Below are 26,661 nucleotides of genomic sequence, written 5' to 3' on the forward strand. Positions count from 1 at the left end.
CATGAGCCGCACGAGCCGCACCCCCCTCCGCCGGTCACGCACCGCCCTCATCGCGGCGGGAGCCCTGGTCGCCGCAGCAGCAGGCACGGCCGCAGCAGCCGTCCCCTCCGCGGCGGCCGCCGCCGGATGCACCGTCGACTACACGATCCAGAACCAGTGGAACGGTGGCTTCACCGCAGCCGTGTCCGTCACCAACACCGGCGACGCGGTCAACGCCTGGCAGCTGGAGTGGTCGTACGCCGCCGGCGAGCAGGTCTCCCAGGGCTGGAACGCCACCGTCACGCAGAGCGGTACGGCGGTGACCGCCAAGAACCTCTCGTACAACGGTTCTCTGACCACGGGTGCCTCCGCCTCCTTCGGGTTCAACGCCACCGGGAGCGGAAACAGCACCGTCCCCGCGACGTTCAAGCTGAACGGCGTCACCTGCAACGGAGGCCCGACCGACCCCACGGACCCGACCGACCCGACGGACCCGCCGGTGGGTGACCGCGTCGACAACCCGTACGCGGGCGCCGATGTCTACGTGAACCCCGAGTGGTCCGCCAAGGCCGCGGCGGAGCCCGGGGGCTCCCGCGTCGCCGACGAACCCACCGCTGTCTGGCTCGACCGCATCGCCGCCATCGAGGGCGTCAACGGGGGCATGGGCCTGCGCGACCACCTGGACGCGGCCCTCGCCCAGAAGGGCGACGGCGAGCTCGTCGTCCAGCTCGTCATCTACAACCTGCCCGGACGCGACTGTGCGGCGCTCGCATCCAACGGTGAGCTCGGCCCCGAGGAGATCGGCCGGTACAAGACCGAGTACATCGACCCGATAGCGGCGATCCTCGCCGACCCGAAGTACGCCGGTCTGCGCATCGTCAACACGGTCGAGATCGACTCGCTGCCGAACCTGGTCACCAACACCGGCAGCCGCCCGACCGCCACCCCGGCCTGCGACGTCATGAAGGCCAACGGCAACTACGTGAAGGGCGTCGGCTACGCGCTCAACAAGCTCGGCGACGCTCCCAACGTCTACAACTACATCGACGCCGGTCACCACGGCTGGATCGGCTGGGACGACAACTTCGCCCCGTCCGCCGACACGTTCAAGCAGGCTGCCACCGCCGAGGGCGCCACGGTGAACGACGTGCACGGATTCATCACCAACACCGCCAACTACAGCGCGCTGAAGGAGGAGAACTTCACCATCGACGACTCCGTCAACGGCACGTCCGTACGGCAGTCGAAGTGGGTGGACTGGAACCGCTACACGGACGAGCTGTCCTTCGCCCAGGCATTCCGCACCAAGCTGGTCTCGGTCGGCTTCAACTCCGGTATCGGCATGCTGATCGACACCTCGCGCAACGGCTGGGGCGGTACCGCCAGGCCCGCCGGCCCGGGGGCGTCCACCAGCGTCGACACCTATGTCGACGGCGGCCGTTACGACCGGCGCATCCACATGGGCAACTGGTGCAACCAGTCCGGGGCCGGCCTCGGCGAACGACCGCAGTCGGCGCCGGAGCCCGGCATCGACGCCTACGTCTGGGTGAAGCCCCCGGGTGAGTCGGACGGTTCCAGCAAGGCGATCCCGAACGACGAGGGCAAGGGCTTCGACCGGATGTGCGACCCGACCTACACCGGTAACCCCCGGAACGGCAACAGCATGTCGGGCGCGCTGGCGGACGCCCCGGTCTCCGGGCACTGGTTCTCCGCCCAGTTCCAGGAGCTCATGAAGAACGCCTACCCGGCGCTCTAGGGAACGGGCACGACCAGGGTCCTTCGTTCGGGATCATGCCGGACCCCGCGAGCCCGGCATGATCCGAACGAGAGGCCCGAACGAGAGGCCCTAGCTCCGGCGGCCGGGTCGGGGCGCTCCCCCGCTCCGACCCGGCCTGCGGTTCCGGATTCGGGCGATCAGTGCGCGGACACGGGCCGGAGCGGACCCGCTCCGGCCCGCTCCGGCCTTGGTCCGGGGCTTGGTGCGGGCCTTGACCCCGGCCTTGGCACGGGCCGTGACTCCAGCCTTGGCACGGGCCTTGGTCCCGACCTTGACACCCCCCTTCGTCCCCGCCTTGGCTCCGCCCTTGGTCCCGGCCTTGGGTGACGTCTTCGCCTTGTCCGGTCCGGCGGCGGTCGTCGCCTCCGTCGGGGAGGTCTCGCCGAGCGTGTGATACCGGTGGCTGATCCTGCGGCCCACCAGCAGATAGCCGAGCAGCGCACCGCTCGTATTGAGGATCACGTCGTCGATGTCGAACGCCCGGCCGGCGACGAGCGCCCCCTGCATGAGCTCGACGACCACCATGACCACCATGGTGAGGAGAACGATGCGGATCATGCGCAGCCGACGCTCCACCAGAATCGGCAGCAGCACACCGAACGGCATGCCCAGCAGGAGGTTTCCCCCCGCCTGCTTGCAGGCCCCGAGGAAGGTGTAGTCCTCGGCGTACTGTCGCAGGGACCGGCCGGGCCGAAGGTTCGAGGTCACGAGGTCTTCGGAGGCCGGCGACGGAGTGAGCGTCACCTGGGCCAGGACTACGGAGAAGGCCACCAGCCCGAGGACCGCCGCCACGAAAATCGATGCCCGGAGGAGTATCCGGCCCCACTGCCTCTCACCACTGCGTTCCGCCTCAACTGTCATGGCCGACGACTGCCCCGAAGTTCCTTGACCACACGCGCGGTCGGTCCCCGGCGGGGCGCACGCGGAAATTCGGACCGCCGGACCGGACCGGCCTGCGACGATGGGGCGCATGAGTGATCACAACAAGGACGAACTGCTGGCCGAGGCCGTGCGGCTGCGGGTGGAGGGCGACCCCGAACAGGCCAGGGAGCGTCTTCTCGCGCTCACCGCCGCCTTCCCCGACGCGGCCGACGTGGCCTATCAGACCGCGTGGGTCCACGACGTGCTGGGGCTGGAGTCCGAGGCTGTTCCGTACTACGCCCGGAGCCTCCAGCTTCCCGGTCTCACCGAGGAGGAACGCCGGGGTGCGCTCCTCGGCCTCGGCAGCACCTACCGCGTGCTCGGCCGGTACGGACAGGCCGTCGAGACACTCCGACGGGGAGTGTCGGAGTTCCCGGACGACGGGGCGATGCGCAGTTTCCTCGCCATGGCGCTCTACAACGTCGACGAGCACCATGAGGCGATGCGGATTCTGTTGCGGGTGGTGGCTTCGACGAGCACCGACCCGCATGTGGAGCGCTACCGGCCGGCCATCGAGCACTACGCGTCGGACCTCGACGCGACCATGTGACGCCGTCGGAGGCGTACGCCTTCGGGGGGGGCTTCCACCAGGGCAAAGGGAAGCCCCGGCCGGATCGGGGGAATCCAGCCGGGGCGGCTTGTGCGCGGGCACGGAAAGCCGTCGCCCTTGGGGCGGGCTCCGCTCACCCACATATATATGAACGGTAAACCATCCGGGTCCGTTCCCGGGAATCGCCACCCCCGGATGTGATCCAGAGCACCGGCAAGAACCGCCGCCCCGCACTACGTCCGGTTCAGCGGGCCTCGCGGAACACGACGTGCTGCCCCGCGGCCGGGTCGTACTTGCGCAGCTCCAGCCGGTCCGGGGTGTTGCGGCGGCTCTTACGGGTCACATAGGTCTGCCCCGTTCCGGCGGTCGACCGGAGGGTGACGACGGGCCTGGTCTCACTGCGTGCCATGGGCACCTCCAGAGTGCGTACACCGACCCCATTTCCTCGACGGGAATGGGTGTCGTTTTCGTTATGGTGGATTAACGCGGGACGAAGCACTCGCATTCCCCGGCGCATCACCCAGGGGCGCACGCGTGGCGGGAACGCCGCGCGGGCGTGCGCCTGGCCCCTTCCGCCCCGACCGGATCACCCTCAACGCCCCTTTATAGGCAAGGGTGTTCGGAACTCGCCCCCCTTCGGGCAGCCTATGGCATATGCCGGAAGCAAGAACGTATCGAGTGTTGCCAAACCCCTTACGGCCTCCCGCAGCCTGTGCGACAGTCGACTCGGCCCCCCCTTGAGAACTGGCCGCCGCGCCTGTATCGGAGTACGAGATGCCGTCCCATCTGTTCGCGGACCGCCCCGCCCCACAGCCTCCTGAGCGAGATGCCGTCGACGCGTTGATCCATCGCACCCGTCGGCTGCGCGGAGATGTGGACGCCGTGCGGCGGGACGCCGTCGTGACCGACGAGGACGACCCCCAGCTGCGCTGGCAGCGCGCGCTCTGCGATCTCGCGGTCCACCATCTCGATGACCTCGACGGACACCTGGGACAGCTCAGGGAAGGGCTGTCGGCGCAGGCCGCCGCGGAGCCGCAGCGGGCACCCGTACAGGAGACCTCCGGCGACGCGCAGACCGGCTCGCTCCTCAGCCGGGTCGGCAGCGCCGAATGGAATCTGCTGACCGACGAGGTCAGCTGGTCCGAGGAGCTGTACGAGATCTTCGGCAGGACCCCCGAGTCGGGCCCCCTGTCGCTCGACGAGCTGCCGTCCGCCCTCCTCCCCGAGGACCAGCCGCTCCTGACGTCGATGGTGACCGCCTGCCTGGTCGACGGAAAACCGATAGACGGCGAGTTCCGCATCCTGCGGAACAACGGCCATATGCGGACGCTGCACATGATGGGCGAACCCGTACTCGACGCGGACGGATGCACCGCCTCCATGTGGGCGGTCCTGCGTGACGTCAGTGAGCTGCGGCGCAGTCAGCGTGTCGTGGGGCGGACCCGCGACTCGGTGCGCCGCGAGCAGGACATGGCACGGACCGAACACCGGATGGCCGTCGAGATGCAGGAGGCCGTGCTTCCGCCGTGGCGCGGTTCGCTCCGCCTCCCGCGCCAGGGGCCGGGCGCGCTGGACGTCGCGGGCCACTACCTTCCGTCGGAGTCGAGCGCGCTGATCGGCGGCGACTGGTACGACGCGCTGGAACTGCCGGACGGCAGGACCCTGCTCACGGTCGGCGATCTCACCGGCCACGGCATCCCGGCCACGACGGCCATGGCGATGCTCCTCGGCGCACTGCGCGGCATGGCTGTGGCCGGGATCGAGCCCGGGGCCCTGATGGGCCATCTCAACCAGCTGCTCGAATCGACGGTGCAGCCGGCTCTGGGCAGCGCCGTGTGCTGCCGCTTCGATCCCACGACCGGCAGCCTCGCCTGGGCGCAGGCCGGGCACCCCGCGCCCTTGCTGTTCCGCGACGGAACGGGGCGTCCCCTGTCCCGGCCCGACGGCGTACTCCTCGGTGCGGCTTCCGGAGTCGCCTACGAGCAGGACGAGGTAGGCCTGCTGCCCGGAGACGTGCTGCTCCTGCACACGGACGGGCTGACACGTCGCAGGGACCGGGGTGCGGGCCCGGAGGCACTGCTCGGTCTGGCGCCGCGCTTCGCACAGGCCCGCACGGCGCAGGACTGTGTGAGAGCCGTTGTCGAGGAGTTCGGCGGGACCGAACGCCTGGACGACGCGTGTGTGATGGTTGCCCGCGTCGGAGCGTGAAACGCGGCGCGATCGCCGGTTTCCGCGCTGACGGGCAGGAGCGACCGGCGTCTCTCGTCGACGCCGTCCGGTCTCAGATCTGACTGCCCCTGGACTTCTTGAGCGTGCTCTGGGGCAGGGCCAGCTCGATCTCCTCGCGCAGATCCTCGATCTTCGCGTACCCCGCGAACTGGCCGGTGAGCCGGTACATCTCGCGCAGCCTGTCCCAGGTGCGGTGCGAGGAGGTCTCCCCCATCGACACCAGGGCGAGCCGTGCGTACCGGTCGGCCTGCTCGGGGTCGTTGGCGATGAAGCAGGCCGAGGCGAGCGAGATGTAGTCGAAGATCTTGGACCGCTGACGGCCGTTGATGCGGAGGTCCAGCGCCTGCTTGGCATGGCGCTGCGCGGTGGTCGCTGCCGACGGATCGTGCTCGGCGAGCGTGCGGAACGCGAGTGCCTGCATCCCGTGCATGTCCGCCTCGTCGAACATCTGCATCCAACTGGGCGGCGGGACGTCCCCCTTGTCCGAGACGAAGAGCTCCTCCGCCTCTCCGAGGGTGCGCCGCATGGCCTGGCCGCGGCCCATGGAAGCCTGGGCCCACGCCTCGATGGTGTGGAGCATGGCCCTGGTACGCGGGAGTGTCTCGTCGCCGGAACCCGACTTGGCGAGCTTCATCAGGTCCAGGGCGTCGTCGGGGCGGCCCAGGTGCACCATCTGGCGTGCCGCCCTGGACAGCGCCTCGCCCGCGCGAGGACGGTCACCGCCCTCGCGCGCCGCGTGGGCGGCGATGACGAAGTACTTCTGGGCGGTGGGTTCGAGGCCGACGTCGTGGGACATCCAGCCCGCGAGGACGGCGAGATTGGCAGCGACGCCCCACAGGCGGCGCTGGAGATGGTCGGGGTGGCGGTAGGCGAGCATGCCGCCCACTTCGTTGAGCTGACCCACGACCGCCTTGCGCTGGAGGCCGCCGCCCCGGGACGCGTCCCAGGCACGGAACACCTCGACCGAGCGCTCGAGAGCCTCGATCTCCTCGGAGCCGATGGGCGCCGCCTCGTACCGGTCGTAACCGGCGTTGTCGGCGTACATCGGATCGTTGAGCCGTGGTGCGTCGGCCGCCAGAGCGGGGTCGGTGTGCAGCCAGTCGTACATGGCGCCGGTGATGGCTGAGCCAGCGGCGAGCGCGGCGCCCGCGCCCACCAAGCCGCGTCGGTTGAGCATGAGGTCCATTCCCGTGAATTCGGTGAGGACCGCTGCCGTCCGTTCGGGCGCCCACGGAAGGCCGTCGGGATTCTTCTCCGTCCCGGCGTCCCGCCGTTTCCCCACACGCCCGCGCCGGCCGAACCCGAGGTCCTCGATGGTCACGACACGGCCGAGTCGCTCGGTGAACAGGGCAGCCAGCACTTCGGGCACCGGATCGCGTGGGGACTCCCCCATGTCGATCCAACGCCTGACCCGCGAGGTATCGGTCGCCAGTTGGAGGTGGCCCATGGCCGCCGCCTGTCGGTTCACCATTCTCGCGAGTTCGCCCTTGGACCATCCGGCCAGGCCGAACAGGTCGTTCAGGCGGGTGTTGGGTTCTCCGCTCACGTCAAGCCCCCAGGTTCTCGGCTGACTTGACACTAACCCCCTGGCAGATGCGGGTCGACTATTCGCCAGGGTTCGCCAGGGTGCGCCAGATGGTCTGCCACCCGCGGCCCGGTGTCAGGTAGGAAAGCGCCACCCCGCCCGGCAGCCCTAGGTACTCCCCAGGGTGCCGGACGGCCGCCGGCCGGGGCGGCGCACGTAACTTGTCGGCGCACGAAGGGATCTGTCTCGCCCATGTACACAGCATCGTCCTCCGTGTCCGCCCCGCCCCGCCCGCTCCGTCCCATGGGGGCGGGTGGCGGACCGTATCTCGACCCCCATGCCGCACCGGCGCCCGGCCTGGGTCGGATCCGGCGTCCGGCGGGGCTGGGTACGCAACCGCTCAGCGGAAGAATCGACTTGTCCGGTCCCCAGGGCGCGCAGCTGAGGATGGCCATCGCCTCGGTGCACCGCATCTGCCCCGAGTTCAACCCGGTACAGGTGCTGCGGCGCAGCGGCCGTTCGGTGCTGATCGTCGGCACGACCGGGCGCACCACCGCGGTGGCCAAGTGTTTACTGGACCACTCCCCCGCGTGGACGGAGCGGTTCCGGCACGAAATAGCTGCCTACCGCGCCTTCGTCCGTCATCGCCCACCGGTGCGGGCACCCCGGCTCATCGCCGCGGACCCGGAGAACTGCACGCTGGTGATCGAGCGCATGCCGGGACGGGTCGCGGCTCTGACGAGGCATCCGGTGGAGGCCCCGCCGAGGGCCGATGTGCGGGCGGCTCTCGGTGCGATCAACCGGGTCAACAGCTGGCGACCGCCGGCGGGCCTGTTCGAGGCACCGCTGGACTACGCCTCCCGGATCGCCCGCTATCACGAGTTGGGCCTCTTCACCGACCGTGACCTGGGTGATCTACAGAAGCTGCTGCACGGTCTGGCCCATGCGGGCGGCAAGCAGGGCATGGGCCAGTTCTGCCACGGCGACGCGCTCCTGTCGAACATCCTGCTGTCGCCCACCGGCCCCGTGCTCGTCGACTGGGAGCACGCCGGCTGGTATCTGCCGGGGTACGACCTGGCGACACTGTGGGCGGTGCTCGGTGACGCCCCGGTGGCGCGGCGCCAGATCAGTCAGCTGGCCCAGGTCAACGGCCCGGCGGCGCGTGACGCGTTCCTGGTGAACCTCATGCTCGTCCTGACGCGGGAGATCCGTACGTACGAGACCGCCGTGCAGCGGACCATGCGGGAGGCGCCGCCGGTGGGCGGCGGCCAGGACAGGCCGGGCGCTCTCTCCTCGGGCGAGGAGCAGCGGCTGCTGCTGCGCAGGCTGCACGACGACTGCGCGATGGCACGCCGGGCCGTGCGTGCCGCCGTGGGAACCCGCTGACCGCATCGACGGGGATGAGCGTGCTGCGGGACCGGTGCCGACACATCGGTTCCGCAGCACGCTGGTGTGCTGTCCGGGATCAGGCCCCGGGGCAGCCCTCAGGGGCTACGCGTCAGGGCCTGGCGGTCAGGGGCTCCTGAAGTCGACCGCGTCCACGTCGAACGAGTTGTTCTGCGGGGACGTGAAGACCACATAGAGCTTGTGGGTGCCCGCCAGTTCCTTGACCGGGACGGCCGTGGTCGCCTGATAGGTGTCCCAGCCGCCGGTGTTGGGGACGGGTGTGGTGGCGAGCAGGTCTCCGTCGGGGGCGTCCGCGCGCAGTTCGATCGCGCCCACGCCGTACGGCGAGGAGAGCGTGTAGCCGACGGTCGCGATGCCCTCCAGGCTCATCGGATCGAAGGCGACCCAGTCGCCGTCGGACACGTCCCCGATCCGTTTGCCGTTCTCGGCGCCGGCCTGCGAGACGATCCGGGTGCCTGACTGGGCGTCGTGGTATTCGGCCTGCTTGTGCTTCGGCTGGAGCACCGAACGCCCGTAGCCGGTGAGGGCGGAGACGCCGTCGCCGCCCTTGTCGGTGTACTTGGCGTTGAGTACGTAGGTGAGGTCGGCGCCCTCGGGGTGGCCGCCCAGATCACCGGTGTCCACGGTTCCCTCGCAGCCGGGGATGTCGGTGGTGGGGTGTTCGTGGTCGTCGTGGCCGAGGGCCGGATTGACGGTGACCTTGGTGCAGTCGACGGGGCCGTCCTCGGGGTCGGTGACGGTGACCTTGTACGGGATCTTGTCGCCGAACTCGATGAGCTTGCCGCTGACCGGGAAGTCGATGGTGACCTTCGGCGCGGTGTTGCCCGCGGTGACGGGGATGTTCGCGTAGCCGGACTTGCCGCTGGAGTCGGTGACCTTCAGCTGGGCGGTGAAGTCCCCCTTGGTGGTGTAGGTGTGACTGGCGTCGGCCTCCGTCGAGTCGTAGGTTCCGTCGCCGTCGAAGTCCCAGGCGTAGCTGAGCGAGTCGCCGTCGGGGTCACTGCTGCCCCGGCTGGAGAAGTCGACGCTCAGCGGGACGGGGCCGTCGGTGGCCGAGGCGGTGGCCTTGGCCACGGGAATGCGCTGCCCCTGGGCGTAGTCGATGCGGTAGAGGCCGGAGTCGTTGTTGCCGCCGCCGAAGGAGGAGCCCCATTCCAGGACGTAGAGCGAGCCGTCGGGGCCGAAGGTCATGTCCATGGGCTTGTTGAACTTCTGCGAGGACAGGAAGTCGTTGATCTTGAGCAGCTTCTCGTCCTTGTCGAAGCGGACTTCCTTGACGTAGTTGCGCGACCACTCGTAGAAGAAGCTCGCGCCCTCGAAGTAGGCGGGGAACTTCGTGGTGGAGGGGTTCTTCGGGTCGTAGTGGTAGACCGGGCCGCTCATCGGGGCCGATCCGCCGCTGCCGACCTCGGGGAACTCCGTGGACGCGCCGTAGCCGTACCAGATCTCCGGCTGCTGGATCGCCGGGAGTTCGGTCAGGCCGGTGTTGTTGGGCGAGGGGTTGACCGGCTTGGCGCAGTCGAACTTCGCGCCGACGACCTTGGTGTCCGGGTCGTAGGGTGCGTACGCCTGGTTGTTGCCGTGGCAGAAGGGCCAGCCGAAGTTGCCGGCCTTCTTGATGACGTTGTACTCGACGAGTCCCTCGGGCCCCCGGTCGGTGGTGGGCAGTCCGCGGTCGGGGCCGTAGTCGGAGGCGTGGACGTAGCCGGTCTTCGGGTCGACCGTGAAGCGGAAGGGGTTGCGGAAGCCCATCGCGTAGATCTCGGGGCGGGTCTTGGGGGTGCCCCGCTCGAAGAGGTTGCCCTTGGGGATGGTGTAGCCGCCGGAGTCCTTGGGCTTGATGCGCAGGATCTTGCCCCGGAGGTCGTTGGTGTTGCCGGAGGTGCGTGCCGCGTCGAGCATCTCCTTGCCCTCGCGCCAGTCCAGCGGGGCGTAGCCCTGCCAGTTCGGGTCGAGGTTGGGCGGGGTGTCGTCGCCGACGCCGAGGTAGAGGGTGCGGTCGGGGCCGAACTCCACGGCGCCGCCGGTGTGTCCGGGTTCGGGGAAGGTGCGGTCCCGGTAGGCGGGGACGTCGAGGAGCTTCTTCTCGCTGGCCGGGTCGAGGGTGTTGCCCTTGACCGTGAAGCGGGAGAGCCGGTTGACGTCCTCGGTGGCGCCGGCCGGGGCGTAGTAGAGGTAGATCCAGTGGTTGTCCTTGAACGCCGGGTCGAGTTCCATGCCGACGAGGCCGTCCTCGCCGCCCGAGTAGACGTCGAGCTTGCCCGCCGTGGTGGTGGCGTGGGTGGCGGGGTCGAAGATGTTCACTTCGCCGCTGCGCTGGATGTAGAAGACGCGGCCGTCCTTGGCTACGTCGAGCTCCATCGGGTCGGCGGTGTTGTCGTCGAGGGTGACCTTCTCGTAGCCGTTCCAGACGGTGCCGCCGCAGTCGCCGGGCTGGTTGTCCGCGGCCCACCGGAGACCACCGATGACGTGGTCACGGAAGGCGGGTTCGCTGTACGAAGGGGTGTCGTGGCCCATCGCGGTGGCCCAGACCTTGCCGCCCTCGGTGTTGCGGCACCAGGAGATGGGGTGGTCCGCACCCATCGCCGAGCCGCCGGGGTTGTACGTGGTCTCGTCGGCGGTGACGAGGACGTGGACGTCGCCGCGGGGGTTGGCGTCGAAGTTGTACCACTCCTCGGGGCGCTCCCAGCGTTCGGGGAGACCGGCGGTGGAGGGGTGGACCCGGTCGGCGACCTTGGCGGTTCCCTTGAGGACGCCGGGTGAGTGGGCGGGCATGTGGGCGCCGCCGTTGATGACCTCGTCCCACCAGGGGAACTGCTCCTCCACGCCCATGTCGAGGGTGTTGTGGAGGGCTACGATGCCGCCTCCCCCGCGTACGTAGGTCTGCATGGCCTCGCGCTGGGCGTCGGTGTCCCAGACCATGCCGGAGTTCTGGAGCATGACGATGGCGTCGAAGCCGGCGAGCTTGGCGTCGTCGAAGACGGTGGGGTCGGCGGTTTCGACGAGTTCGAAGTCGTTCTCGGCCGCTTCCTCCTTGAACATCTGGATGCCGGCGGGGATGGAGGAGTGCACGTAGCCGACGGCGCGGGTGAAGAGCAGGACGCGGAAGGCGGGGGCGTTGGCCGTGGTGGCGGCGGTGGCGGGCAGTGCGGTCAGCGCGAGGAGCAGTGCGCTCGCTAACGCGATGACCATCCGTCGTATGTCACGAGCATGACAGCTCACGATGGATCCTCTCTGCGGTGGGACGGTCCGGATCAGGGGGTGGTCGGCAGGGCCCGGCGCAGAAAGGCCAGACCGTCGGTGGCGATGGTGTCCTGGCTCGCGGCGAGCGGGCGCCAGACGGAAGCGGCGACCGCGATCGCGTCGTTGTGCGCGGTGAAGGACTCGATACAGAGCGGGCCCCGGTAGCCCGCCCCCAGGAGCGCGGCGAGGAAGCCGGGCCAGTCGAGGCTGTCGGCGCCCGGGGTGCCGCGGTCGTTCGCGCAGACCTGGACGTGGACGATGCGGCCCGCCGCGCGGTGGACGGCGTCGGGCAGGGAGCGCTCCTCGATGTTCTGGTGATAGGTGTCGAGTGCGATCCCGATGACGTCCTCCGGCAGTCCGGCCAGCGCGTCGAGCGTCTGGCCGACCGTGTTGAGGAGGCTCGTCTCGTACCGGTTGAGGGGTTCCACCGCGATGCGTACGCCCGCGTCCCGTGCGTGCGCGACGACGGGGGCGAGGTTCTCCCGCAACTCCTCGTACGCCGCGGCGCGTTCGGCCCGGTTCATCCGCCAGGTGCGACCGACCGCCGTGTACACGGGGCCGGCGACGGTCGGTGCCCCGAGGTCGTGGGCTGCGTCCACGCAGTGCCGGAGGTAGTCCTGGGTGACCTGGACGGTCCGCGGATCGGTGTGGACGAGATTGCGCTCCGGTGGCATCACCGCGATCACCGCGGCGGGCGCGAGGCCGGAGGCGCCGAGGAGTTTCGTCACGGCCGAGGGCTCCCAGTCCCGCACGTTCTCCAGCGGGATCTCGACACAGTCGAAGCCCCAACCCGACAGGCGCGGCAGGACGTCACCGAGTGCTTCGTACGTCACCGGGGAGTGCCAGATCCACGGGTTGGCCCCGAGCGGCAGTAAGGCGGAACTCACTTCGTGCCTCCCCACTTCTCCGGGAAGCCGGGCAGGTTCTCGCAGCCGCACATCGCGTAGTGCAGGGGCGGCATGCCGGGCTGCAGGTACTGGTCGAGGGTCTCCTCGGTGACCGTGGGCTGCGGCAGCTTCCACTCCTTGGGGACCTGTTGACCGTTCAGAATCCTCAGCGCCGCGATGACGGGCGTACGCCACTGGAAGGTGGGGTAGGACGGCGCGATCGCGGTGAGCTTCTTCTCCTTCCATGCCTGGAGGAAGTCCTGCTGGTCCTCACCGGTGATGGGCGGTACGTCCTTGCCCGCGTCCTCGAACGCCTCGACGGCGGCGACGGCGGTCGCGCCGGAGTCCATCCAGACACCGTCGATGTCGCCGTGCCGGGTCAGGGCGTCGGCGACGATCGACTTGGTCCTGGCCGGGTCGCCGTCGGTGAACTTCACGTCGACGACGTCGAGTCCGCTCTCGTCGAAGGCGACCTTCGCCGCGGACCAGCGGGTCTCCAGAACATCGACGCCGGGCGAGATCCGCAGGGCAAGGATCTTCCCCTTCGGCTTGACCTTCTCGACGAGGAAGTCCGCGGCGACCGCCCCGTATCCGTACCCGCCGACCGGATTGACGAAGGTGACCGCGCAGTCGCTCTCCACACCCCGGTCGAAGACGATGACGGGCAGTTTCGCGCACGCCTGCTCGACCGCCGGGGTGAGGGTCGCCGTGGTGTTCGGGGAGACGATCAGGGCGTCGCAGCCCTTGCCGGTGAGCTCCTGGATGTCGGAGATCTGCTTGTCGTCCTTGCCCTGCGCGTCCAGGACGGTGAAGTCGGTGATCTCCTTGTGCAGGCCGACCTCGGCCCGCATGTTCTTCAGGCCCACCTGACGCCAGGGGTTGAACACTCCGGCGTTGGAGAAGCAGAGGTGGACGGAGCCGGTGTCCTTCTTGTACGAGGCCGTGTCGACGAGCTCCGGCCGGAGCATCTGCTCCCACGGCTTGTCCGCGGGACCCTCGGCGGTCTCCTTGCCGAGTGCGATCTGCCGGTCGTACTCGGTCCGGTCGAAGAACTTCGACTGCGCACCGGTGCCGGCACCGCCGCCGCTCCCGGAGGCGGCGGGCTTGTCCGGTGGCGCGTCGCTCGTACAGCCGGCGAGGAGCGCGGCGCCGAGCAGGGCGGTGAGCGGGAGCAGGGAGTGTCGGGTCAGTCGGGTACTCATAGGGCTTTCCCTCCCGAGGATTCGGTGCGGCGGCGCAACCTGGACCAGTCGGCCGCGCCGAGTCCGACAGCGGCGATGACGATGACGCCTTGCACGGTGGATTCCAGGGCGCCCGAGACGCCCTGGAGGTTGAGCAGGGTGAAGAGGGCCTGGAGGGAGAAGGCTCCGGCCATCGCGCCGAGCACGGATCCGCGGCCTCCGCCGAGCACGACCCCGCCGAGGACGACGGCGGTGATGGCCTCGAACTCGTAGCCGCGGCCCGCCTGCGCGGACACTCCGGAGAATCCGCCGACGAGTACCGCGGCAAGCGCGGCGGCGGTGCCGGAGAGGACGAAAGCGAGGGTACGGGCCCGGGCGACCCGTACTCCGGAGAGCGCGGCGGCGCGTTCGCTGTCGCCGGTCGCGAGGAGCGTGCGGCCGAAGTCGGAGCGCATGAGCCGTACGGCGAGCAGCCCGACGGCGAGGCAGACCAGGACCGCCCAGGGCAGCCAGCCGAAGGCGCTGCCCCGGCCGAGCAGGCGGAACGCGGTGGGCAGTGCGCCGTGCGGGGAGCCACCGGTCCAGAAGAAGACGGCGCCTTCGAGGATCAGCATCATGCCGAGCGTGGTGATGAACGACGGGACGCGCAGCAGGGTGGTGATCAGGCCGCTGACCAGTCCGGCCAGGGCTCCCGCCAGCAGCAGGATCGCGGTGACGAGCAGCCAGGGGGCTCCGGGGAAGGATCCGTACAGTTCGGCGGCGACCACGACGCCCGCGGTGACGACGGCTCCGACAGAGAGGTCGAACTCGCCGCAGACGATGACCAGGTACTGTCCCGCGGCGAGGATCACGAGCGGGGCGGCGCGCTTGACGAAGGCGAGGAACCGGTCCGGCTCGTAGAAGCCGGGGTCGGTGAGGGCGAGGGCCACGAGGAGCACGGCGAGCAGGGCGTAGACGGGTGCGGCGGTGCCCAGGGCGCGCACGGCGCGGCGGCCGGCGGGCAGCGCCTCGGCTGTGATGGTCATGCGGTCCTCCCCAGCGGGGTGCGGCTGTGCCGGGCGTACAGGGCGACGGCGGCGATGATGACGACGCCCCGGACGACGTTCTTGAAGAACGGGTCGACCGCCAGCTGGTTGAAGACGCTGTCCAGGACGGCGAGGACGAGGACACCACCGAGGGTGCCGGCCACTCCCCCGCGTCCACCGGCCAACGCGGTTCCGCCGAGTACGACGGCGGCGATGGACTCCAGGTCGTAGCGGGCCTCGGTGCCGGCCCAGGGGGCTCCGGCGCCGAGCCGGGCGGCGAGGAAGAGGGCGGCGGCGCCGACGCAGAGGGAGCACAGGACGTGGGCGGCGACGACGGTGCGGCGGGTGCGGACGCCGGAGAGCCGGGCGGCGTGTTCGTCGCCGCCGGTCGCGTACATGTGGTGGCCGAGCCGCGTGCGCCGGGTGATCAGCCAGACGACGGCGGCGACCACGAGGAGCAGGAAGAGGGAGACCGGGACGGGCCCCATCCGGTCGTAGCCGAGGCGCTGGAAGGAGTCGGGTACCGCCCCTGCCGGCCCGGTGTAGTTGTCCTCGATCCAGCCGCGCAGGATGAAGGCGGTGCCGAGCGTGGCGATGAAGGCGTTGACCTTGAGGCCGGTGACGACGAGGCCGTTGGCGAGTCCGACGGCGGCGGAGAGGGCGAGCACGGCGAGGATCGCGAGGAGGACGCTCCCGTTCTCCATGGTCTCGGCGGCGACGAGCGTGCCCAGGCTGATGAGGTAGGCGACGGAGAGGTCGAGCGAACCGCTGAGGATCACCACGGACTGGCCGACGGCGACGAGGCCGAGGGCCACGCAGTTCTGGAGGATCGCGACGACGTTGGTGACGGTGAGGAAGTCGCCGCCGCGCGCGGCGACGACGATCCAGCCGAGGACGGTGACGGCGAGTGCGGCCAGCCAGACTTCGGTGACCGGGCCGGTGAGGCGCAGCCCGGTGGCCGCCTTCGCGGGGGTGCGGGACGCAGGGGGTTTCTCATCGGTGCGGATCGCGGTCATGCGGCGCCCTCCTGTGCACGGCCGCCGCCGGTCGCGACGCGCATGATGGCCTCCTCGGAGGCCCCGGCGGGCAGTTCGCCCGCGAGACGGCCTTCGCTCATGACGAGGACGCGGTCGCTCATGCCGATCAGTTCCGGCAGCTCGGACGAGATGATCAGGACGGCCAGGCCCTCGGCGGCCAGTTCCCGTACGAGGGTGTGGATGGCCGCCTTGGCGCCGACGTCGACTCCCCTGGTCGGTTCGTCGAACAGCAGCACTTCGGGGCGGGCGGCGAGCCACTTGGCGATGACGACCTTCTGCTGGTTGCCGCCGGAGAGGTACTGCGTCTGCTGGTCCTCGCCACTGGCGTGGAGGCGTACGCGCTCCAGCAGTGCGCTCACCTCCTGTCCGGCGGGTGGGCCGCCACGTGCGGGAACGGCCCGGGTGACGAGGAGGGCGTTGTCGCGCACGGACTGGCGAAGGGCGAGCCCTTCCGTCTTGCGGTCCTCGGTGACCAGGGCGATCCCGGCCCGGATGGCCTCACGGGGCCGGGTGGGCCGCAGGCGTCCTCCGCCGACGGTCATCTCACCGGTGGTGAAGGGGTCGGCGCCGAAGAGGGCCCGGGCGAGGGAGGTGCGGCCGGAGCCCTGGAGGCCGGCGACGCCGACGACCTCACCCGCCCGGAGCGTCAGATCGATGCCGGAGAGGCGGGCGTTGGCTCCGCCGGTGACGGTGAGCTTCGCCGCGCCGATGTCGGCGGGACGGGCCCGCGGCGGGTAGTAGGCGCCGAGGTCCCGGCCGACCATGGCCCGTACGACCTCGTCGGCATCGGTGTCCCGGGTGGTCAGGGTGGTGACGCGACGGCCGTCCTTGAGGACGGTGATGCGCTGGGAGAGGTCGAAGACCTCGGGTAATCGGTGCGAGATGTAGAGGATGCCGAGGCCGCGCTCGGCCAGTCGGCGTACCAGTGAGGCGAGTTGGGCGACCTCGTGGCCGGCCAGCGGGGCGGTGGGCTCGTCCATGACCAGGACGCGGACGTCGGAGGCGAGGGCCTTGACGATCTCCACGGTCTGCCGACGGGCCACGGACAGTTCATGGACGGGGGTACGCGGGGTGATGCCGGTCTCGTCGATCCGGGCCAGGAGTTCGGCGGTCCGGCGTTCCATGGTGCGCCGGTCGACGAATCCGCGGCGGGTGGGTTCGCGGCCCAGGAAGACGTTCTCGGCGACCGTGCGGTGGGGCAGGAGCGCGAACTCCTGGTGGATGATGCCGATCCCGGCGGCCTGGGCCTGCGAGGGGTGGCCGAAGGAGTGCTCCACGCCGTCGATCGTGATGGTGCCGGAATCGGGTGCGTGCTCGCCGGCGAGGATCTTCATCAGCGTCGACTTGCCCGCACCGTTCTCGCCCACCAGGGCATGCACTTCTCCGGCTTCGAGGTCGAGCCCCACGTCGTGGAGCACACGCACCCCGAGAAAGCTCTTGGACACGCCTTGCATCGTCAGCATCGAACTGGCTCCTCGGTCAGCGGTCTGCAGAGCAGAGTCGTGACAGACCTTTGACCTGTCAAGGAGTCAAGCACGTTTGATTAAAGGCGAGTTGGACCGGACTTATGTCGACGATCGAACAGAGCATGCCTTGTGAGCAGCGGAAGTCGTCCCTATGGTGACTGCCATGCCTTCGTCGTCGGATCGACATTCCTCCGCCGCTTCCCACTCGCCGGGCGAGGTGCTCGCGCTGATCAGTTCGGGGTCGGCCGCGACCCGTTCGGACATCGCGAGGATCACCGGCCTGGCGCGTTCGACCGTGTCCCAGCGCGTCGACGCGCTCATCGCCCACGGCTTCGTCGACGAGGACGCGGACGGTGGCTCGACGGGGGGACGGCCGCCCCGGCGGCTGGCCCTGAGAACCGCGGAACACGCGGTCGCGGGGGTCGACCTGGGGGCCTCGCACTGCCGGGTCGCCCTGATGGACATCGGTGGCACGATGCTGGCCGCGCAGGAGGATCCGCTGTCGATCGGCGACGGTCCGGCGTCCGTGCTGCGCCATGTGGAGCGGACGCTGCACCAGCTGCTGAAGACGTCGGGACGGGCGCCGGGCACCCTGCGGTCGATCGGGGTCGGGGTGCCGGGGCCGGTGGAGTTCTCCACGGGCCGTCCGGTCGATCCGCCGATCATGCCGGGCTGGCACCAGTACCCGATCCCGGAGTTCTTCGCCGCCCGGTTCGGGGTGCGTGCGCTCGTCGACAACGACGTGAACGTGATGGCGCTGGCCGAGCAGCGCCGGGCCTTCCCCGACTGCCGCTATCTGCTGTACATCAAGGTCGGGACGGGCATCGGCTGCGGGATCGTCGCGGACGGCCGGCTGCACCGGGGCGCGCAGGGCTGCGCGGGCGATATCGGCCATATCCGGGTCGCCGAGCTGGACGAACCGTGCCGGTGCGGGAACTCGGGCTGCCTGGAGGCCGTGGCGGGCGGCGCCTCACTGGCGGCGAAGCTGTCGGGGCTGGGGCTGGAGGCGACCTCGGGCAGCGATGTGGTGCGGCTGGTGAAGTCCGGCAACCGCGACGCGGTACGGATGGTGCGCGAGGCCGGGCGGGCGGTCGGTGAGGTCCTCGCGGGACTGGTGAACTTCTTCAACCCGGACACGGTGGTCGTGGGGGGCGCGCTGGCCGCCGTCCACGACCAACTGCTGGCAGGGGTACGGGAAGCGGTGTACCGCAGGTCGCATCCGCTGGCCACGCATGTCCTGCGGATCGAGCCGAGCCGGACGGGCGAGAACGCGGCGGCGGTCGGGGCGGGAATTCTGGCCATCGAGCACGCGCTGTCGCCCGCGCAGGTGGACCGGGAGCTCACGGGCATGCGGGCGCAGGGGGCGCCGTAGGCACCCCCCGCGCCGGGGCCGGACGCGCCCCGCATACCCGCCTCGTCGTCAGCGGGCCCGGACCACGTCCACGTCCGAGGTCTTCACGAAGCCGATGCGGTGGCCGATCTGCACCGTCACGTACGTCTCCCTGCCGCTGAAGTACGTGTGGTCGTACGGCAGCGAGGAGTCGATCGTCGGCGCGTAGTAGTAGCCGGTGGGTGCCTCGCCGCCGCCCGGGAACGCCTGCCCCGGCTTGATGGTGTACGGGAGTGCCGTGCCGACCCGCTGGCCGGTGAAGTCGGCCGGGTAGTCGGCCTTGTCCGGGTAGGCCACCCCGTACACCGGCACCTCGGTCTTTCCGGGCTTCGGCTTCACGACGTACCCGGAGGTCGGCGTGGTGACCCCGGCCCGGTCAGGGGTGCGGAACCATGCCTTCTGGCCGTACCACCAGATCGCCGTCCAGCCCTCGGCACGGTCGGCGACCACGGCCCGCTGAGTGGCGTTGATCTTGCTTCCCCAGTCGGCCGCGCAGTTGGTGCCGGGAGAGCCGTCGGGGTGCAGTCCGGGGTCGGAGAACAGCGGTGAGGCGGCGTCCGGCGCGGTGTGGAGCGGGACCGCGCTGCTGCCCTGGAGGGGCAGGTCGACGCCCTTCTCGCAGTCGCGGAACGCCTGCTTGTTGCTCTTGAAGTCCGCGCTGACGGTGACCAGTTCGCTCCGGGGCGACGCGGTCGGCACGGTCGGCCTGCCCAGGAGGGCCATGAAGCGGTTCCAGTCCCAGTACGGGCCCGGATCCCAGTGCATGTTCTTCGTGCCCGCCGTGCTCGTCGGCGGCACTCCGTCGTGGCCGATGATGTGCTCGCGGTCGAGCGGGATGTCGTACTGGGCAGCGAGGTGGCGCACGAGTTTCGCCGTCGACCGGTACATCTCGGGGGTGTACCACTTGGCGCCCTCGGCGGCGACGCCCTCCTGCTCGATGCCGATCGAGTGGGTGTTGAGGTACCAGTTGCCCGCCTGCCAGGCGACGTCCTTGTTCTTCACCATCTGCGTGACATGACCGTCGGCGGAGCGTACGACGTAGTGGGCCGAGGTCTGGTTGAGCGGGTTCTGGAAGATCCGGAGCGTCGTGTCGAAGTCCACCTCGGTGTCGTGCAGCACGATGAACTTGATCTTGTTGCTCTTCGCCCGGTCCGCCGTGTCGTAGTTCCCGTACGTCTCCTTGTCGGCCGGGTCACCCGTCTGCCGGTAGGCCGCGGGCACCCAGTCGCAGCCGAGGTCGCGCGGACACTCCGGCCGCACCTCCTCCGCTCCGGCCTGGGCCACCGGGGCCAGCAGGGCGACACCGAGCGCTCCCACCGTGGTCAGCGCGAGAGCGAGTCTGGTCCGTTGCTTGGACGTCATGACAACCCTTCTGGGAACCGGCGGTGGGCGCACACACTCTGTGGCGGCCGGTGATGGCGCGTCAAGTGTGGTGCGGAGCAGGCAGAACGAGCCACCGGACCAGACCACTGGCAGGTGGTCTGACCTGCGGCCGGAAAGATTGACCTGGGAGCGTGCCGGGTCCCGTTACCCGAGTTTTACGCGCCGCCCCGCGACCCGCCGGACTTGTGTGACTAATTTGCGTCGTGCGTGCCCCGGATGGCCGAGGGGTAGTGCTGGCGCGGACAGGACCGGTCCGCGTGGGCAACGCGCGGATGTACTCGGAAAGGCCGTACGCACATGGCACAGCCCTTCTCACTGCCGGACTTCTATGTTCCGTATCCGGCACGGCTCAACCCTCATGTGGAGGAGGCACGGCGTCACACCAAGGAGTGGGCGCGCGGGATGAAGATGCTGGAGGGGTCCGGCATCTGGGAGGAGAGCGATCTCGACGCCCACGACTACGCGCTGCTCTGCGCGTACACCCATCCCGACTGCTCGGCGGATGTCCTCTCGCTGGTCACCGACTGGTACGTGTGGGTCTTCTTCTTCGACGACCACTTCCTGGAGACCTTCAAGAGGACGCTGGACCGGGAGGGCGGGAAGCGGTATCTGGACCGGCTGCCCGCCTTCATGCCGATGGATCTGGCCGACGGCATGCCAGAGCCCGAGAACCCGGTCGAGGCGGGGCTCGCCGACCTGTGGGCGCGCACGGTGCCGGCCATGTCGGATGCCTGGCGGGCCCGGTTCGCCGAGAACACCGAGCACCTGCTGAACGAGTCCCTGTGGGAACTCTCCAACATGGACGAGGGGCGGATCGCCAACCCCGTCGAGTACATCGAGATGCGCCGGAAGGTCGGCGGGGCGCCCTGGTCGGCGGGCCTCGTGGAGTTCGCGGCGGATGCGGAGGTCCCGGCCCAGGTGGCCGGCTCACGGCCGCTCGGGGTGCTGCGGGACGCCTTCTCGGACGCGGTGCATCTGCGCAACGACCTCTTCTCGTACCAGCGCGAGGTGGAGGACGAGAAGGAGAACAGCAACGGCGTGCTGGTCCTCGAGCACTTCCTCGGGTGCACGACGCAGGAGGCCGCCGAGGCCGTGAACGATCTGCTGACCTCGCGGCTCCAGCAGTTCGAGAACACCGCGTTGACGGAAGTCGGCCCGCTCTGCGCCGAGAAGGGGCTGACGCCTGCCGAGTCGGCCGCCGTGTTCGCGTACACCAAGGGGCTCCAGGACTGGCAGTCCGGCGGGCACGAGTGGCACATGCGGTCCAGTCGCTACATGAACGGCGGCGGGGTGCCGGACGGGCCCGCCGATTCCGCCTGGGGCATGGCCGCCGCGTCGATCCGCTTCACCCCACGGGCGGAGACGGCCCGCCTGCGCAGCCATGCGCACGTGCCGTTCCAGCATGTCGGCCCGTCCCTGCTGCCCGAGTTCGACCTCCCGTACCCCCTCGCGCTGAGTCCGCACCTGGCGGGTGCCCGGGACCGGAACATCGCGTGGGCACGCCGGATGGGCATGCTCGACCCGGTGCCCGGACGGCCGGGGTCGCATGTCTGGGACGAGCGCCGGGCGCGCAACATCGACCTGCCGCTCTGCTCGGCGGGCATCGATCCGGACGCGACACCGGAGGAACTGGACCTGTCGTCGGCCTGGCTGGCCTGGGGGACCTACGGCGACGACCTCTACCCGGTGATCTACGGGCGTACCCGCGATCTGGCCGGGGCGTGGTCGGCCAACGAGCGGCTGCGGCTGTTCATGCCCCTGGACGGGACTCCCGTTCCCGAGCCCGTGGACCCGATGGAGCGCGGGCTCGCCGACCTGTGGGCGCGCACGGCGGGACCGATGGACGAGGCGTCGCAGCGCATGTTCCGCAAGTCGGTGGAAGACATGCTGGACAGCTGGCTCTGGGAGCTGGCCAACCAGGCGCAGAACCGCATCCCGGACCCGGTCGACTACATCGAGATGCGCCGGTTCACCTTCGGCGCGGACATGACGATGCGGCTGAGCCGGCTGTCGCACGGTGACCGGGTGCCCGCCGATGTCTACCGCAGCGGGCCGATCCGGTCGCTGGAGAACGCCGCCGTGGACTACGCGGCGCTGCTGAACGACCTCTTCTCGTACCAGAAGGAGATCGAGTACGAGGGCGAGGTGCACAACGCCGTCCTGGTCGTGCAGAACTTCTTCGGCGTGGACTACCCGACGGGGGTGTCCATGGTGCACGAGTTGATGCAGGGCCGCCTTCGGCAGTTCCAGCACGTCATCGAGCATGAACTGCCGCTTTTGTACGAGGACTTCGCGCTGGACGCGGCGGCACGCGAGATCCTCGACACCTATGTGCTCGATCTGCAGAACTGGATGGCCGGGATCCTGAACTGGCACCGCAACTGCGTCCGCTACTACGAGGCGGATCTGCGGTCGGGGACGGGCGGAGCCCCGTGGCACCTCAACGGCCCCACGGGGATCGGCACTTCGGCGGCCCGGGTGGTCTCCCTCCTGATGCCTCAGCCCGTGAATACGTAGCGTTCGCCCGCGCGAGCCTTGAAAGTCTTCTCGCCGCCGGTGAACAGGCCGCTTCGCAGGGTCAGTTCACCGGTGCGGCTCGCCGTGACGACGATCCGGGTGGCTTCACCGCCCGCCCAGGTGATGTCGACGGTGGCGCCGCCGCGCGCCCGCAGTCCCCGGACCGAGCCGTCCGGCCAGGCCGCGGGCAGCGCGGGCAGGATCTCCACGTCTCCGTACTGGCTCTGGAGCAGCATTTCGGCCATGCCCGATGTCGCGCCGAAGTTGCCGTCGATCTGGAACGGCGGGTGGGTGTCCCAGAGGTTGGGCAGGGTGGAGCTCCTCAGCTGTTCGGTGAGCATCTTGTGGGAGTGGTCGCCGTCCCTCAGCCGCGCCCAGAAGTTGATCTTCCATGCCTTGGACCAGCCGGTGCCGCCGTCGCCGCGTGCTCCGAGGGAGACCTTGGCGGCCTCGGCCCAGGGACTGCCGGGCTCGATCTGCCGTCCTGGGTGCAGGGCGAAGAGATGGGAGACATGGCGGTGGGTGTCGGCCGGGTCGTCCCGGTCGGTCTTCCACTCCTGGAGCTGTCCCCACGACCCGATACGCAGACCGGGGTCGAGCCGGTCGAGCGCCGCTTCCAGCCGGCCGCGGAAGTCGGGGGCGTCGCCGAGGACGCGGGCCGCCTCCAGGGTGCTGGTCAGCAGATCGTGGACGATCTGCTGGGACATGGCGGCGCCCGCCGTGAAGTCGCCGTGCTCCGGCGAGTAGCTGGGGGTGACGACGAGCAGTCCGTCACGGGGGTCGGGACGGAGGTTGGCCAGCCAGAACTCGGCCGCCTCCTTCATCACCGGGTAGGCGGTGGAGCGCAGATAGGCGGTGGAGCCGCCGAACCGGTAGTGCTCGTACATCTGCTGGGTGAGCCAGGCGGCGGCCTCCGGGAACCAGAAGGCGGTGGACCAGTCGTGGACACCGGTGAAGCCGTACGGGTTGGTCTCGTTGTGGACGACCCATCCGGCGGTGCCGAACATCTCCCGGGCGGTCTTCCGGCCGGGTGCGCGCAGCGCCTCCACATAGCGGTCGTAGGGAGCTGTGGTCTCGGCGAGGTTGGTGACCTCGGCGAGCCAGTAGTTCATCTGGAGGTTGATGTTGGTGTGGTAGTCCGCGGACCAGGGCGGGGTGGTGGAGTTGTTCCACACGCCCTGGAGGTTGGCGGGCAGCGAACCCGCCCTGGACGAGGCGATCAGCAGGTAGCGGCCGTACTGGAAGAAGAGCGCCTCAAGGGCCCGGTCGGCCGCGCTCGCGCCCCCCGTGTACCGGGTCAGCAACTGGTCGGTGGGCAGGTCGGGCAGATCCTGGCCGATGTCGAGGACGACCCGGCCGAAGAGCGCGCCGTGGTCGCGCACGTGCGTGTCGCGGAGCTTGGCGTACGTCTGGTCCGCGGCGGCGTCGACGGTGTCGGTGACGGCGGCGTGCGGGTCCTCGCCGCGGTAGGCGGGGTGGACGTCGGCGTAGTCGGTTCCCGCGGCGAGGACGAAGAAGGCGCTGTCGGCGTCCCGGACGGTGAGGGTTCCGTCGGCCCCCGCCGTGACGCTGCCGCCCTTGGTGCGCACCCGGATCTGGGCCTCGAATCGCAGCCCGTTGTCCTTGAGCGCGCCCCTGACGGTGAGCCGGTCCGCGGTGGCGGATGCGGTGAAGTCGCTGCGCGGCGAGGTGTGCCGCAGGGTGAAGGAGACCTGCCCCGGCCGGTCCGCGGCGAGCCGGCCGACGATCACGCCGTCGGGATGCGAGGCGAAGTACTCCCTGCTGTGCCGGACGTCGTGGTGCGTGTACGTGACGGTGGCCAGCGCGGTCGGCAGGTCGAGGGTGCGGCGGTAGGAGTCGTCGGGGGCGGCCGGTGCGTCCACCAGGTCGATGTGGAGGTCGCCGAGGACCTGGTAGGCGCCGTAGCCGCGGCGGGCCTGGCCGAGGGCGTCGGCCACGGTGTCCGGGCCGAGGGCGCCCTCCTCGTCGAGTCGCTGCTGGACGCCGGAGAGGGCATCGGGTCGCGGTGTGGTCCAGTTGCCGAAGTCGTACCCCTGGACGGAGCCCGGACCGCCCGTCCACAGGGTCTTCTCGTTGAGCGTGAGCCGCTCGGACGCCAGGGTGCCGAACACGCTCGCGCCGAGCGCTCCGCTGCCGATGGGCAGCGAGCCGCGTTCCCAGTCGGCGGCGGGGGTGCGGTACTGGAGCAGGAGTGCTGATGCCTCGGCTGCCTCGGCCGCTCCCACGGATTCATCGGATGTGACGGCGGCTGCGGCGGTCCCGGCATTTGCCGGAATTCCCAATGCCAGGGCGCTCGTTACACCGATTGCTGACTTCACTGTCGTGCGTCGCGTGATCCCGGATGTCATGCGCCCGACGCTAAAAGTCCGATGACTGTCCTGACAAGACGCATGACAAAGCCGCCTCTTGGACGGAGGCGGCTTGGGCTTGGACGGAAGCGAAAAGGGACGGGGCCCCGGCAGGGACGTTTCAGCCCTGCTGGAAGAGCTCCGCGGGGAGGGGCTTCAGCAGTGCGTACAGATCGTCGGTGATCGGCCGGTCCCAGCTGGCGATGGTGACCAGGACGCCGTCGCTGCGGTCGAACTGGACGCAGGAGATACGGCTCTCGGAGAGCTTGACGCGCCTGACGATCAGCAGGTTGTCGCCCTGCATGACCGGGGAGTCCTCGGTACCGGTCACCTCGACCGGCTCGTCGTTCTCCAGCGCGAGCAGCAGCTGGGCGACCTCGAAGGGGACCTGGCCCTCTTCGGTCTCGCGGGCGGGCGAGCCCTCGGGCAGATTGCCGATGATCATCGCCGGGCCGCGCCCGCCGAACAGGTCGTACCGCAGAAACACGCCCTGACAGGTGCCGTCGGGGGCAGGAAGCAGACCGGCGCCGAGGTTACCGGGCCAGTCCCCCGGATCCATGGCCAGGACGTCGAAGTCCGGGCCCGCGGGTGTGGCGGCGCTACGGCGGCGGAGGAAGGACATGCGGACATGTTACGTGTCCCGGCTCACGTTGCGGAGCCGGGCCCGGGCGCCGGGCGGCCGTGACCGGCGCTTTCGGGTGACGGCGGGCGGGACGGGCCGCACCTCGCACCGGTCAGGCGGACTCGGCGGCCAGTCGCTCCAGCACGCCCAGGGCCTCGGCCGCCCGCCCGTGGGGGACGAACACGTGGTCGTGGTGGTAGCCGGCGACCACGTTGCAGCTCAGACCGGCGTCCGTCAGGGCGAGGGCCACGGCAGCGGTCAGGCCGACGGCGTCCAGCGCCGAGTGGACCCGGAGGGTGATCCGGCCGGCCACGTAGTCGTGCGCCAGACCCGCCGCGTCGGCTTCCGCCTCCGGCAGGACCAGGGTCAGCCCCTCGCGCTCCCGCACCGTGACCACGGGCGAGGTGCCTGCGGGCACCACGCCGTCCGGCACCGTGGTGAACACGTAACGCCCCGGGTCGAGCTCGGGTCGCATGCTCTTCAGCAGGGTCCGCAGATCGCGCTCGCCAGTCATGGGCGCCAGGCTACGTCTGCGGCACGCGGTGCCGCTCGTGGTGGCGGGCCACCCGGGCGCGATTGCCGCAGGCCGGTTTGCACCACTCCTGTCGGGGGTGCTCCTTGAGGAAGTAGCGCACGCACCTCGGCGCGTGGCAGGCGCGCAGGGCGCTCCGGTCCGGCCCGGCGAGGAAGCCGATCGCCGCGCGGGCGAGCGTGGCGACCAGGGCCTCGGGCCCGGTGCCCGCGGCGGTGGCGGGACGGTCCGCGGCGCTCGGTTCGCCGCCTTCCGGCCACGCCAGGACCGTCACGGTGGGGACGGCCGCGGCGGCGGCGTTGAGCCGTTCCAGTGCCTCGGCGACGGGCAGCAGCCGCCGGGCGTCGGCAGGGCTCGGTTCTCCGGGGCGCACCGCGTACGCGAAGAGCGCGCGGACGGCCGCGCGCAGGGAGCGGACGGCCGCGAGGCCGGCCTCGTCGGCCTGCCAGTCGTCACCGGGGATCCCGCCCAGGGCATCGGGGTGCTCCCGCACCCACCGGGCGAGTCCCGCCGTGGTGTCCAGGTCGTCGGCGACGCCGCCCTGTCCGTCGTGGCGGATGGTGAGGGCGAGATCGAGGGCGAGCCGGGTGTCGGGACGGGTATCGGGCATGCCTCTAACGA

At 70.2% G+C, this 26,661-nt stretch carries 20 protein-coding genes; 6 read left to right on the forward strand and 14 right to left on the reverse strand.

The window, feature by feature from the left end; genetic code table 11:
* The first annotated feature begins 1 nt into the window (after position 1).
* Positions 2-1,735, forward strand: a complete 1,734-nt coding sequence (locus OG230_RS01660) for a glycoside hydrolase family 6 protein (RefSeq protein ID WP_328908325.1) — start codon at positions 2-4, stop codon at positions 1,733-1,735.
* 90 nt (positions 1,736-1,825) lie between these two features.
* On the opposite strand, the gene OG230_RS01665 is transcribed toward OG230_RS01660, so the two are convergent.
* Positions 1,826-2,617 (reverse strand): VanZ family protein, encoded by a 792-nt coding sequence (locus tag OG230_RS01665; RefSeq protein ID WP_328908326.1) that lies wholly within the window; start codon positions 2,615-2,617, stop codon positions 1,826-1,828.
* 109 nt (positions 2,618-2,726) lie between these two features.
* Between OG230_RS01665 and OG230_RS01670 the strand changes: the two genes are divergently transcribed.
* Positions 2,727-3,227, forward strand: coding sequence for a tetratricopeptide repeat protein (locus tag OG230_RS01670; protein WP_328908327.1), 501 nt, complete (start codon positions 2,727-2,729; stop codon positions 3,225-3,227).
* 244 nt (positions 3,228-3,471) lie between these two features.
* Here OG230_RS01670 and rpmG read toward each other — a convergent pair whose 3' ends face one another.
* Positions 3,472-3,636 carry a 50S ribosomal protein L33 gene (rpmG, locus tag OG230_RS01675; RefSeq protein ID WP_328908328.1) on the reverse strand — a complete coding sequence of 55 codons (165 nt, stop codon included), beginning with the start codon at positions 3,634-3,636 and terminating at the stop codon, positions 3,472-3,474.
* 365 nt (positions 3,637-4,001) lie between these two features.
* Here rpmG and OG230_RS01680 point away from each other — a divergent pair, with 365 nt between their 5' ends.
* Positions 4,002-5,435, forward strand: a complete 1,434-nt coding sequence (locus OG230_RS01680) for a PP2C family protein-serine/threonine phosphatase (RefSeq protein ID WP_328908329.1) — start codon at positions 4,002-4,004, stop codon at positions 5,433-5,435.
* Between the two features lie 73 nt (positions 5,436-5,508).
* On the opposite strand, the gene OG230_RS01685 is transcribed toward OG230_RS01680, so the two are convergent.
* Positions 5,509-7,002 (reverse strand): DNA-binding protein NsdB, encoded by a 1,494-nt coding sequence (locus OG230_RS01685; RefSeq protein WP_328908330.1) that lies wholly within the window; start codon positions 7,000-7,002, stop codon positions 5,509-5,511.
* Positions 7,003-7,233: 231 nt separating this feature from the next.
* Here OG230_RS01685 and OG230_RS01690 point away from each other — a divergent pair, with 231 nt between their 5' ends.
* The gene (locus OG230_RS01690; protein ID WP_328908331.1) at positions 7,234-8,367 is read left to right on the forward strand and encodes an aminoglycoside phosphotransferase family protein; all 1,134 of its coding nucleotides are present in this window, start codon (positions 7,234-7,236) and stop codon (positions 8,365-8,367) included.
* Between the two features lie 126 nt (positions 8,368-8,493).
* Here OG230_RS01690 and OG230_RS01695 read toward each other — a convergent pair whose 3' ends face one another.
* The 6 genes from OG230_RS01695 to OG230_RS01720 form a co-directional block, all read right to left on the reverse strand.
* The gene (locus OG230_RS01695) at positions 8,494-11,580 is read right to left on the reverse strand and encodes a ThuA domain-containing protein (protein WP_443051474.1); all 3,087 of its coding nucleotides are present in this window, start codon (positions 11,578-11,580) and stop codon (positions 8,494-8,496) included.
* A 62-nt stretch (positions 11,581-11,642) separates the two neighbouring features.
* Complete coding sequence (locus tag OG230_RS01700; protein ID WP_328908333.1) at positions 11,643-12,518, reverse strand: sugar phosphate isomerase/epimerase family protein; 876 nt, start codon at positions 12,516-12,518, stop codon at positions 11,643-11,645.
* On the reverse strand, positions 12,515-13,720 hold the full coding sequence (locus OG230_RS01705) for an ABC transporter substrate-binding protein (protein ID WP_328908334.1): 1,206 nt from the start codon (positions 13,718-13,720) through the stop codon (positions 12,515-12,517). The genes OG230_RS01700 and OG230_RS01705 overlap by 4 nt, the downstream gene beginning before the upstream one ends.
* Positions 13,717-14,724, reverse strand: coding sequence for an ABC transporter permease (locus OG230_RS01710; protein WP_328908335.1), 1,008 nt, complete (start codon positions 14,722-14,724; stop codon positions 13,717-13,719). Before OG230_RS01710 ends, OG230_RS01705 begins: the two co-directional genes overlap by 4 nt.
* Complete coding sequence (locus OG230_RS01715) at positions 14,721-15,740, reverse strand: ABC transporter permease (protein WP_328908336.1); 1,020 nt, start codon at positions 15,738-15,740, stop codon at positions 14,721-14,723. The genes OG230_RS01710 and OG230_RS01715 overlap by 4 nt, the downstream gene beginning before the upstream one ends.
* A complete protein-coding gene (locus tag OG230_RS01720; protein ID WP_328908337.1) occupies positions 15,737-17,224 on the reverse strand; it encodes a sugar ABC transporter ATP-binding protein in 1,488 nt (495 codons plus the stop codon). The genes OG230_RS01715 and OG230_RS01720 overlap by 4 nt, the downstream gene beginning before the upstream one ends.
* Before the next feature lie 166 nt (positions 17,225-17,390).
* Here OG230_RS01720 and OG230_RS01725 point away from each other — a divergent pair, with 166 nt between their 5' ends.
* The gene (locus OG230_RS01725; RefSeq protein ID WP_328908338.1) at positions 17,391-18,599 is read left to right on the forward strand and encodes an ROK family transcriptional regulator; all 1,209 of its coding nucleotides are present in this window, start codon (positions 17,391-17,393) and stop codon (positions 18,597-18,599) included.
* A gap of 48 nt (positions 18,600-18,647) precedes the next feature.
* On the opposite strand, the gene OG230_RS01730 is transcribed toward OG230_RS01725, so the two are convergent.
* Entirely contained in the window at positions 18,648-19,979 is a 1,332-nt protein-coding gene (locus OG230_RS01730; protein WP_328908339.1) for an N-acetylmuramoyl-L-alanine amidase, read from the reverse strand.
* A gap of 318 nt (positions 19,980-20,297) precedes the next feature.
* On the opposite strand from OG230_RS01730, the gene OG230_RS01735 reads away from it, so the two are divergent.
* A complete protein-coding gene (locus OG230_RS01735; protein WP_328908340.1) occupies positions 20,298-22,517 on the forward strand; it encodes a terpene synthase family protein in 2,220 nt (739 codons plus the stop codon).
* On the opposite strand, the gene OG230_RS01740 is transcribed toward OG230_RS01735, so the two are convergent.
* The 4 genes from OG230_RS01740 to OG230_RS01755 form a co-directional block, all read right to left on the reverse strand.
* A complete protein-coding gene (locus tag OG230_RS01740; protein WP_328911268.1) occupies positions 22,499-24,727 on the reverse strand; it encodes a glycoside hydrolase family 95 protein in 2,229 nt (742 codons plus the stop codon). The two genes, OG230_RS01735 and OG230_RS01740, sit on opposite strands and share 19 nt — an antisense overlap.
* Positions 24,728-25,007: 280 nt before the next feature.
* Positions 25,008-25,508 (reverse strand): hypothetical protein, encoded by a 501-nt coding sequence (locus tag OG230_RS01745; RefSeq protein ID WP_173310419.1) that lies wholly within the window; start codon positions 25,506-25,508, stop codon positions 25,008-25,010.
* Positions 25,509-25,620: 112 nt separating this feature from the next.
* The gene (locus OG230_RS01750; RefSeq protein ID WP_328908341.1) at positions 25,621-26,022 is read right to left on the reverse strand and encodes an ACT domain-containing protein; all 402 of its coding nucleotides are present in this window, start codon (positions 26,020-26,022) and stop codon (positions 25,621-25,623) included.
* Positions 26,023-26,032: 10 nt separating this feature from the next.
* Positions 26,033-26,650 (reverse strand): CGNR zinc finger domain-containing protein, encoded by a 618-nt coding sequence (locus OG230_RS01755; protein WP_328908342.1) that lies wholly within the window; start codon positions 26,648-26,650, stop codon positions 26,033-26,035.
* Positions 26,651-26,661 lie beyond the last annotated feature (11 nt).

It is taken from the genome of Streptomyces sp. NBC_00234 (genome assembly GCF_036195325.1).
Classification (GTDB): Bacteria; Actinomycetota; Actinomycetes; order Streptomycetales; family Streptomycetaceae; genus Streptomyces.